This is a genomic window from Flavobacterium sp., assembly GCF_020217025.1.
Lineage (GTDB): Bacteria > Bacteroidota > Bacteroidia > Flavobacteriales > Flavobacteriaceae > Flavobacterium.
Genome location: NZ_JAIWOF010000098.1, coordinates 1 through 10,000, shown reverse-complemented (window position 1 = coordinate 10,000; position 10,000 = coordinate 1). Strand labels below are relative to the sequence as shown.

The 10,000-nt window shown below is 34.7% G+C and carries 7 protein-coding genes; 2 read left to right on the top strand and 5 right to left on the bottom strand.

The genetic code is table 11. From position 1 onward, the window contains the following. From katG to LDL23_RS04750, 4 genes are all read right to left on the bottom strand, one after another. Window positions 1–2,168, bottom strand: a 2,168-nt coding sequence (gene katG / locus LDL23_RS04765; protein WP_291264689.1) for a catalase/peroxidase HPI, incomplete at its 3' end; no start/stop codon positions are given. Window positions 2,169–2,306: 138 nt separating this feature from the next. Beyond that, window positions 2,307–3,776, bottom strand: coding sequence for a Na+/H+ antiporter NhaC (gene nhaC / locus LDL23_RS04760; RefSeq protein WP_291106971.1), 1,470 nt, complete (start codon window positions 3,774–3,776; stop codon window positions 2,307–2,309). A 109-nt stretch (window positions 3,777–3,885) separates the two neighbouring features. Next, complete coding sequence (locus LDL23_RS04755; protein WP_291264688.1) at window positions 3,886–6,057, bottom strand: DPP IV N-terminal domain-containing protein; 2,172 nt, start codon at window positions 6,055–6,057, stop codon at window positions 3,886–3,888. Window positions 6,058–6,159: 102 nt separating this feature from the next. Then, window positions 6,160–7,362 carry an aminotransferase class I/II-fold pyridoxal phosphate-dependent enzyme gene (locus tag LDL23_RS04750; RefSeq protein WP_291264687.1) on the bottom strand — a complete coding sequence of 401 codons (1,203 nt, stop codon included), beginning with the start codon at window positions 7,360–7,362 and terminating at the stop codon, window positions 6,160–6,162. A 183-nt stretch (window positions 7,363–7,545) separates the two neighbouring features. Between LDL23_RS04750 and LDL23_RS04745 the strand changes: the two genes are divergently transcribed. Next, window positions 7,546–8,001, top strand: coding sequence for an Lrp/AsnC family transcriptional regulator (locus LDL23_RS04745; RefSeq protein ID WP_026726693.1), 456 nt, complete (start codon window positions 7,546–7,548; stop codon window positions 7,999–8,001). 97 nt (window positions 8,002–8,098) lie between these two features. Continuing rightward, window positions 8,099–9,502 (top strand): dihydrolipoyl dehydrogenase, encoded by a 1,404-nt coding sequence (gene lpdA / locus LDL23_RS04740; protein WP_291264686.1) that lies wholly within the window; start codon window positions 8,099–8,101, stop codon window positions 9,500–9,502. 72 nt (window positions 9,503–9,574) lie between these two features. Here the strand turns inward: lpdA and LDL23_RS04735 are convergent, their stop codons facing one another. Beyond that, window positions 9,575–9,949, bottom strand: a complete 375-nt coding sequence (locus LDL23_RS04735; RefSeq protein WP_291264685.1) for a DoxX family membrane protein — start codon at window positions 9,947–9,949, stop codon at window positions 9,575–9,577. Window positions 9,950–10,000: the final 51 nt, after the last annotated feature.

Here is a 10,000-nt window from a genome sequence, read left to right as displayed (position 1 = left end):
AATCGGTCAGCGTTCATTACTTTTGTCCAAACATTGATGAAATCATTTATGAATTTCTCTTTGTTGTCGTCTTGTGCATACACTTCAGCATAAGCACGAAGAATTGAATTTGAACCAAAGATTAAATCTACTCGTGTGGCGGTCCATTTAGTAACACCTGTTTTTCTGTTTACGATGTTATAAAGATTATCTCCAACAGGTTTCCATGAATAGTTCATGTCTGTTAAGTTCACGAAGAAATCATTTGTAAGCACACCTTCTTTATCAGTAAAAACACCATGTTTGGTTCCTCCAAAATTAGTTCCTAAAACACGCATTCCTCCAATTAAAGCTGTCATTTCTGTAGCGGTTAAGCCTAAAAGTTGCGCTTTGTCCAACATTAATTCTTCTGGTTCCACAACATATTTCGCTTTCATGAAGTTTCTGAAAGCATCGTTTGTTGGTTCTAAAACTTCGAATGATTCGGTATCTGTCATTTCTTGTGAAGCATCGCCTCTTCCTGCATGGAATGGAACTTTAACGTTAAATCCGCCTTCTTTTGCAGCTTGTTCGATTGCGGCACTTCCTCCTAAAACAATTAAATCTGCTAAGCTTACTTTTTTCGATAAACCAGCTTGGATTTCGACTAATTTATTTAATACTTTTTGCAGTCTTTGAGGTTCGTTGGCTACCCAATTTCTTTGTGGTTCTAATCGGATTCGTGCTCCATTAGCACCACCTCTAAAATCGGAACCTCTGAAAGTTCTTGCGCTGTCCCAAGCGGTATTGATTAATTCGGTTCTAGTTAATCCAGAATTTAATAATTTTACTTTTAAATCTTCAATTTCTGAATCTGATAACGTATAATCTGCTGTTGGAATAGGATCTTGCCAAATTAATTCTTCTTTTGGAGCATCAGCACCTAAATAACGAGAACTTGGACCTAAGTCTCTGTGTGTTAATTTGAACCAAGCTCTTGCGAAAACATCTGAAAAATAAGCAGGGTCTTTATAAAAACGCTCTGAAATTTCTCTGTAAGCGGGATCCATTTTCATAGCCATATCGGCATCTGTCATAATCGGATTTCTTTTTACTGAAGGATTATGTGCGTCGATTGGTTTGTCTTCTTCTTTAATATTAATCGGTTCCCATTGATTTGCTCCAGCCGGACTTTTCTTTAATTCCCAATCGTAGTTTAATAATAAATGGAAATATTCGTTGTCCCAGCGCGTTGGATGCGTTGTCCAAGAACCTTCTAAACCACTAGTAACAGCATTTGCACCGCCACCTTTTGGGTTTAACCAACCAAAACCTTGATTTTCAATTGGACCTGCTTCTGGTTCTGGACCTAAAGTAGAGGCATCGCCATTTCCGTGTGCTTTTCCAACGGTGTGGCCACCTGCAGTTAAGGCTACGGTTTCTTCATCATTCATTGCCATTCTTTGGAAAGTAATGCGAACGTCATGAGCGGTTTTTAGTGGGTCGGGCTGTCCGTCAACACCTTCTGGGTTTACATAAATTAATCCCATCATTACAGCTGCTAACGGATTTTCTAAATCTCTTTCTCCTGAATATCTTGTGCCTTTACTTCCTGATTTAGCTAACCATTCTCTTTCTGCTCCCCAATATATATCTTTTTCAGGGTGCCAAATATCTTCACGACCACCAGCGAATCCAAATGTTTTCAATCCCATCGATTCGTAGGCCATATTTCCTGCTAAAATCATTAAGTCAGCCCAAGAAATTTTGTTTCCATATTTCTTTTTGATAGGCCATAATAATCTTCTTGCTTTATCTAAGTTTCCATTATCAGGCCAACTATTTAACGGTGCAAATCTCAAATTTCCTGTTCCAGAACCACCACGACCATCTGAAATTCTGTAGGTTCCAGCAGAGTGCCATGCCATACGGATAAATAGACCACCATAGTGACCCCAATCGGCTGGCCACCAATCTTGACTTTCAGTCATTAAGTTTTTTAAATCGGATTTTAAGGCTTCTAAATCTAGTTTTTTGAATTCCTCTGCATAATTGAAGTTTTCTCCTAATGGATTGGTTTTGGTATCATGTTGATGAAGAATATCCAAATTCAATGATTTTGGCCACCAATCGTGATTTTTAACACCATCACTTAATCCTTTTTGGTTTTGATGAAATGGGCATTTGCTAATGTCGTTTGAGTTTTCCATATTCAATAATTTTAATTTATAATTGTAAGTGTTTGTTTTTTAATTTTCTACACTTGCTAATTTACGAATAAAAAAACCACTACCTTGTTAAAGTAATGGTTAAATTTTATTTAAGTATAAATTAAAATTATAGTGAATCTATTCTTTGATAGCATTAATCAATTGTCTGATTTTAATATTGAATGCTGCGAAAATTAACGTCATTAATGGACTCAGAATATTAAAGAAGGCATAAGGTAAATAATCAAGAGTTGAAACGCCTAGAGTTCCCGCTTGATAAGCACCACAAGTATTCCAAGGCACTAAAACCGAAGTTACCGTTCCGGTATCTTCTAGAGTTCTACTTAAGTTCTCAGGAGCTAAACCTTTATCTTTATAAGCTTTTGCAAACATTTTACCTGGCACTACAATAGCTAAATATTGGTCAGATGCCGTAATGTTTAATGCTAAACAACTTCCAACAGTTGAAGCGAATAAACCAAAAGTAGAATGTGCTAATTTTAATAAGGATTCACTAATTCTTGATAAAGCTCCAATAGCATCCATAATTCCTCCAAAAACCATTGCGCAAATAATTAGCCAAATAGTAGGCAACATTTTAGCCATTCCACCAGAAGTAAATAAATCTATTAAAGTTTTATTTTCTGTTGGCACTACTACTTTAGATGTAATAGCTTCCATGACTCCTTTATAAGCTGATTTAAAAGTCATACTGTCAGCACCTGTGATTCCGTTAACAACTTCAGGTTGGAAAACAATAGCAAAAATTCCAGCTAATAAAGTTCCAACTAATAGCGCAACTAAAGGTTCTGTTTTCTTTACGATTAATCCAATAACAATAATTGGAACTAAAAATAACCAAGGCGTTACGTTAAAACTTGCCGTTATTGAATTTAATAAATCATCGGTATTAGCTTCACCTGTTACATCTACTGAAAGTCCTAAAATAATGAATAACAATAAAGTGATAATGTAAGTAGGAATTGTAGTTAATGTCATATATTTAATATGAGTAAACAAATCAGTTCCCGCCATAGCAGGAGCAAGGTTGGTTGTGTCTGACATTGGCGATAATTTATCTCCAAAATAAGCACCTGAAATTACTGCTCCGGCAACCATTCCTAAATCAAAACCTAAAGCACCACCAATTCCAATTAAAGCAATACCTACCGTTGCAGATGTTGTCCAAGAACTTCCGGTTGCAATTGAAATTACCGAACAAATAATTACAGTTGCAGGTAAAAAGATTGCAGGACTTAATATTTGTAATCCATAATAAATCATGGAAGGAATAATACCACTAACCATCCAAGTTCCGGCTAATGCACCTACCATTAATAAAATTAAGATAGCTCCAGCAGTAGATTTGATGTTATTAGCTACTTCGTCAAGCATTTTATGAAAAGGAACTTTAGAAATATAGCCCATAATAGCGGCAACAGCACCTCCCATCAATAAAATAAATTGATTACTTCCACCTAAAGCATTATCGTCGGGTCCGTTATAGGCAAAAAGTACATTGTAAGCAAGCATTCCAATTAGAGCAAAAACAGGAATTAAGGCTTCCCAAAGTTTTAACTCTCTGTTTTTTATGATTTTAGTATCCATTTAGTTTTGTTTGAGGTTGCAATATAGAAAAATGCTTTATATTTTGAAAACTTCTTAAAAAAGAAATCCGCTGATAATTCAACGGATTCGCTTTTTATTTTGTGAAAATTTATTTTTTCAAGTGTAAATCAAAGTAATCTGCAATTTTTGCATACATGTGAATTCGATCTCTTCCACCTACGTTATGTTCGTGGTTTGGATATAAGAAATAATCTACTTGTTTTCCTGCTTTAATGCAAGCCTCAATAAAATTCATGCTGTGTTGCTGAACGACCACAGGATCTTGTGCTCCGTGAATAATTAACAATCTTCCTTTTAAATCTTTCGCTTTGTTTAATAAAGAAGTTTTTTCATATCCTTCAGGATTTTCTTGTGGCGTATCCATATAGCGTTCTCCGTACATGATTTCGTAGTATTTCCAATCGATAACTGGTCCACCAGCTACACCCACTTTAAATACGTCTGAATGATTCGTCATTAATGAAGTCGTCATGAAACCTCCAAAACTCCATCCAAAAACTCCAATTTTGTCTGCATCTACAAATGATTTTGATTTCAAGAATTCAATTCCTTTCATCTGATCGGCCATTTCGTTTACGCCTAAATTTCTATGCGTAACCTCACAGAATTTTTTCCCACGAGAATCACTACCTCTATTATCTAACGTAAAAACTACGTATCCTTTTTGAGCCATGTAAATATCGAAGAATCCAGCACCGCCTAACCAACGATTGTTCACTAATTGCGCATGAGAACCTCCATAAACATAAACCATTACCGGATATTTTTTTGTAGCATCAAAGTTGCCTGGATAAATTAATCTTCCGTTTAGTGGTGTTTTTCCGTCTGGAGAAGTTAAGGTTACGAATTCAATTTTAGGTAAATCAATTTTTCCTGTGAAAGGATTTTCGGCTTTAACTAAAGAAGTATTCGCTTTTTTATTTTTGATGTTTAAAATCGAAATTTCGTTTGGAGTGCTTAAGTTGCTGTATTGGTCTAAAATCATGGTTCCATCTGAAGAAACAGAAGCCGTGTGCGTTCCAGAAATAGTTGTTAATTGAATGGTTTTTCCTGATTTTAAATCCACTTGAAACAATTGACGATCTAATCCATTATTAGTTGTTCCGATGTAGTTTATTTTGGTGTTGATAGCATCAAAACCTAAAACATCTTTTACTACAACATCATTAAAGCCTAAGTTTTTCAATAGTTTTCCATCGGTATTGTACAAATACATTTGGTTGAAACCATAGAAATCGGTTTGATAAATAAATTGAGTTGGGTTATTTGGAACAAAAGTTAACGCATGTTGTGGTTCTACCCAAGTAGCAGCTTTTTCCATAAACAACGTTTTAACAAAAGCACCTGTTGCCGCGTCATATTTGTTGAATTTCAAAAAATTTTGTTCACGATTTAAAATTCCGATAAAAATATGTTTTCCTGTTGGTTCCCAAGTCACCATAGTTAAATATTGATCTTTTGGTTCACCAGTCTGAATCGTTACTTTTTTACCTGAAGCTACATCGTAAATTACCAAAGTTACATTCTCACTAGTCATTCCAGCCATTGGATATTTAATATCTTTGTTGGTTGCTTCGCGTTCGTTCCAATTGGTAAGTGGATAATTAGCTACCATAGTTTCATCCTTACGATAATAAGCCAATTGCGTTCCTTTTTCGTTCCACCACATACCGCTGTTGATGCCAAATTCTTGACGGTGAACATTTTCAGAACCGTTCACAATAGCTTTATTTTCGTCGTTGGTAACTTCAATTACTTGTCCAGAAGGCGTTGTGATTCGGATATTGTTTTCTTGTAACCAAGCTACATTATTATTAGAAGCAAATTTCGCTTGAGCCCCTTCAATTGCATAGCTAATTACCGAAGTGATTTGTTTTGAAACGACATCATAAGATACTTTGTAATTATTTTTCTTTCCCGCAACTTCAGTTTCAAATGTATTTATGGTTTTCCAATTAATTGAAAATGGAAACGTTCTAATGGTAAACTCATCATTGGTGACTTTCGATTTCAAAGCGGTTTCAAATTCAGCTTTTGTAGCTAAAGTGGAAGCGGTCCAACCGTTTGCAGCGCTTTTTTCAATTAAAGAAGAAAAGTCTGTACTTAAATAGGTGATGGATTTGGAATCTTTACGCCATTGTTGGGCAGTTTGTGTTGTTGGAGCATATTTTCTTGGTCCTAAAACGGTTTCTTCGATGGTTAAATTTTGCGCCACGGCAAAGTTTCCAACCAATAGAAAACTTAAAATATATTTTTTCATTACAGGTAAATTAATTGTGTATTAGAGTTCAAAGTTACGTATTTGTTACAAAAAAAATCCGATTCATTGCTAAATCGGATTTGTTCATTTATTTCGATGGAATTATAAAACTCCTAATTCTACCATACATTGTTTCATCATTTCGTAAGTTCTTTCGATATCGTTATCTAAACCAATTGAAAAACGAATTAAACCATCCGTTAATCCCATTTCAGCTTGTTCTTCTAATGGAATTTCTGATGAAGTTGAAGTTCCAGGAGCACTGAATAACGTTTTGTAGAATCCTAAACTTACCGCTAAATATCCTAAGTTACGCTCTTGCATTAATTCCATCAACGCGTTGGCTTTATCTAAACTTCCTACGTCAATCGTCATCATTCCTCCAAAACCATATTCTGGATTAATCATGGTTTTGTAAATTTCATGACTTGGGTGACTTGCTAAACCTGGATAAACCGTTTTAATTCCGTCAGCTTCAAATTTGTTAGCCAAATACATTGCGTTGTGGCTGTGTTGTTTCATTCTGATGTGTAATGTTCTTAGGTTTTTCATAACAGAAGCCGAACGCAAACTGTCCATTGTTGGACCTAAAAGCATGCTTGCTCCGTCGTTTACGTTTTTTAAGCTGTTGATGAATTCTTGAGAAGCACATGTTACACCACCAACCGTATCGCTACTTCCGTTGATGTATTTTGTAAGTGAATGAATTACGATATCAGCACCTAATTTCGCTGGAGCAACAGATAAAGGTGAAAACGTATTATCTACTACTAATTTGATGTTGTGTTTTTTAGCAATTTTTGCCAATGAAGCAATATCCGCAACCTCTAGTAAAGGATTACTTACTGTTTCGCAGTATAAAACTTTTGTATTTGGAGTAATAGCCGCTTCAACTACGTCTAATTTTGTGATATCCACAAATGTAGTTTTGATGCCCATTCTTGGAACGAAATTTTTCAAGAAAGCATACGTTCCTCCGTAAATAGTTCTACTTGAAACAATGTGATCACCATTGCCACATAATTGCAAAAGAGTAGGAGTGATAGCACCCATTCCAGAAGCAGCTACGTTTGCCGATTCTGTTCCTTCCATTGCAGCTAGTGCTTTGTCTAAATATAAATTACTTGGCGATGAATGACGTGAATATAAATAACAACCTTCAGCATTACCTTCAAAGGTGTCAAACATGGTTTTTGCTGAAAGAAATGTATAAGTTGAACTATCTGAAATCGATGGATTTACACCACCAAATTCTCCGAAATATTGTAAATCTTGAATACGATCTGCCGGATTAAATTTTTCCATAATTTTAAAGTTTAGTTGTTTATTTTAAATCAAAAATATAATTTGACAAACTATTATTCAATACTTAAAATTAAAATTAGATTTTTATTCTAAATTTAGTTAAAGTTGTAGTTTTTATTTCTGTTATTTATTCGTTTTAGTTACATTTGCTGACAACTAAAAAACAAACAACACAACTAACCAATGGACGCAATCGACAAAAAACTTTTAGGTTTTCTGCAAGAAGACACTAAAAGGACAACTAAGGAGCTTTCCTTATTATTAAACCTTTCCGTAACGGCTGTTTACGAACGTATTAAAAAATTAGAAAGAGAGGGAGTAATTACCAAATACGTAGCGCTTTTAGACCGAGTTAAATTAGACAAATCTTTCGTGGTTTTTTGCCACATTAAGCTTAATCAACACACAAAAGACTTTATTACAACATTTGAAAGTGAAGTAGTAAAATTAACCGAAGTTTCAGAATGCTATCACGTAAGCGGCGATTATGATTACATTTTAAAAGTAAATGTAAAAGATATGGAAGAGTATCGTGAGTTCATGGTTACGAAACTTACTGGTTTGCAGCATATCGGAAGTACGCATAGTTCTTTTATGATTGGAGAAGTAAAATATACAACCGCTTTTACTTTAAACTAAGCTATAATAATTTACCAAAAAAGTAACAAAGAATTAATTCAAAAAGCGTTACTTTTGTATCCGAATTTAAGTCGAACAACAAACTTTATATACAATCATGAGTCAATTTGATGTAACCATTATTGGTTCTGGCCCTGGAGGATATGTTTCAGCTATCCGTTGTGCCCAATTAGGTTTTAAAACAGCTATTATTGAAAAATATTCAACTCTTGGAGGAACGTGTTTAAATGTAGGATGTATTCCATCTAAAGCATTATTAGCATCTTCGCATCATTATGAAGAGTTACAACACTTTGCAGACCACGGAATTGAAGTTTCGGGAGATGTAAAAGTGAATTTAGAAAAAATGATTGCTCGTAAACAAGCAGTTGTGGATCAAACTTCGGGTGGTGTAAAATTCTTAATGGATAAAAACAACATCACAGTTTTCAATGGAGTAGGTTCGTTTGAAAGCGCTACTTCTGTAAAAGTGACTAAAGAAGATGGTTCTTCGGAAATCATCGAATCTAAAAATATTATTATTGCTACAGGTTCTAAACCATCTAGCTTACCATTTATCAAATTAGATAAAGATAGAATCATTACTTCTACTGAAGCTTTGAAATTAAAAGAAGTTCCAAAACACTTAGTAATTATTGGTGGTGGTGTTATCGGAATTGAATTAGGTCAAGTATATTTACGTTTAGGAGCACAAGTTTCTGTAGTAGAATTCATGGACAGAATTATTCCAGGAATGGACGCTGCTTTGTCAAAAGAATTGACTAAAGTGTTGAAAAAACAAGGAATGAAATTCTACACGTCTCACAAAGTGCAATCAGTTGAAAGAGCTGGAGATGTAGTAACCGTAAAAGCAGAAAATGCTAAAGGTGAAATCATCACGTTAGAAGGAGATTATTCATTAGTTTCTGTAGGTCGTCGTCCTTATACTGATGGATTAAACGCTGAAAAAGCTGGTGTAAAAGTTACCGATAGAGGTCAAATCGAAGTAAACGATCATTTACAAACTTCAGCTTCAAATATTTATGCAATTGGTGACGTAGTTCGTGGAGCCATGTTAGCACACAAAGCAGAAGAAGAAGGTGTAATGGTAGCTGAAATTTTAGCAGGTCAAAAACCACATATCGATTATAATTTAATTCCTGGAGTTGTTTATACTTGGCCAGAAGTTGCCGCTGTTGGAAAAACAGAAGAGCAATTAAAAGCTGATGGTGTAGCTTACAAAGCAGGAAGTTTCCCATTCAAAGCTTTAGGAAGAGCGAGAGCAGGTGGAGACACTGACGGATTTGTAAAAATCTTAGCCGATGCTAAAACAGATGAAGTTTTAGGAGTTCACATGATTGGAGCAAGATGTGCAGATTTAATCGCAGAAGCTGTTACAGCAATGGAATTCAGAGCAAGTGCAGAAGATATTTCAAGAATGTCACACGCACACCCAACGTTTGCAGAAGCTATCAAAGAAGCAGCATTAGCAGCTACTGATAACAGAGCATTACACGTGTAAATAGAAAAGTCATTATATCAAAAATCCCAAATTCAATTGAGTTTGGGATTTTTTTATTTGAAGTTTTTAATATTATGGCTTTACAATTTCTTTAAAACCATCCCAATTAGCATAAATTAAAAACACATTAGCAGCTAAAACAAATATAGCAACAGGTAAATCAGATACTTGCGTTACAGTATGAATTAGAAAAATATTCACCGAAATGGGTAACAATAAAAGAGTTCCCAATTTGATAAATTTTCCACTCACAAGCATTAAACCCACAATTAATTCTATTGATTTCACCAATGGAAACATGTATTTTGAAGCCATCAATCCTCCCATTAGCGTAGCTAAATCTCCTGTTGGTGCAGGTTGTTCTCCTAAATTGAAAAAATAAGAAATAGAAGCAAAAAGCATCAAAGCTCCTAAAAGCACTCGAACAATAATAGTTGCAATTTTCATAATTTGAATAGTTTTTTAGTTAGTTAATTCAAAGATAATGAAATTATTAAA

Excerpts from the sequence above, each read along its gene's own strand:
- lpdA (WP_291264686.1), top strand. The coding sequence starts at position 8,099 with ATGAGTCAATTTGATGTAACCATTATTGGTTCTGGCCCTGGAGGATAT.
- LDL23_RS04755 (WP_291264688.1), bottom strand. The coding sequence starts at position 6,057 with ATGAAAAAATATATTTTAAGTTTTCTATTGGTTGGAAACTTTGCCGTG.
- LDL23_RS04750 (WP_291264687.1), bottom strand. The coding sequence starts at position 7,362 with ATGGAAAAATTTAATCCGGCAGATCGTATTCAAGATTTACAATATTTC.
- LDL23_RS04745 (WP_026726693.1), top strand. The coding sequence starts at position 7,546 with ATGGACGCAATCGACAAAAAACTTTTAGGTTTTCTGCAAGAAGACACT.
- LDL23_RS04735 (WP_291264685.1), bottom strand. The coding sequence starts at position 9,949 with ATGAAAATTGCAACTATTATTGTTCGAGTGCTTTTAGGAGCTTTGATG.
- nhaC (WP_291106971.1), bottom strand. The coding sequence starts at position 3,776 with ATGGATACTAAAATCATAAAAAACAGAGAGTTAAAACTTTGGGAAGCC.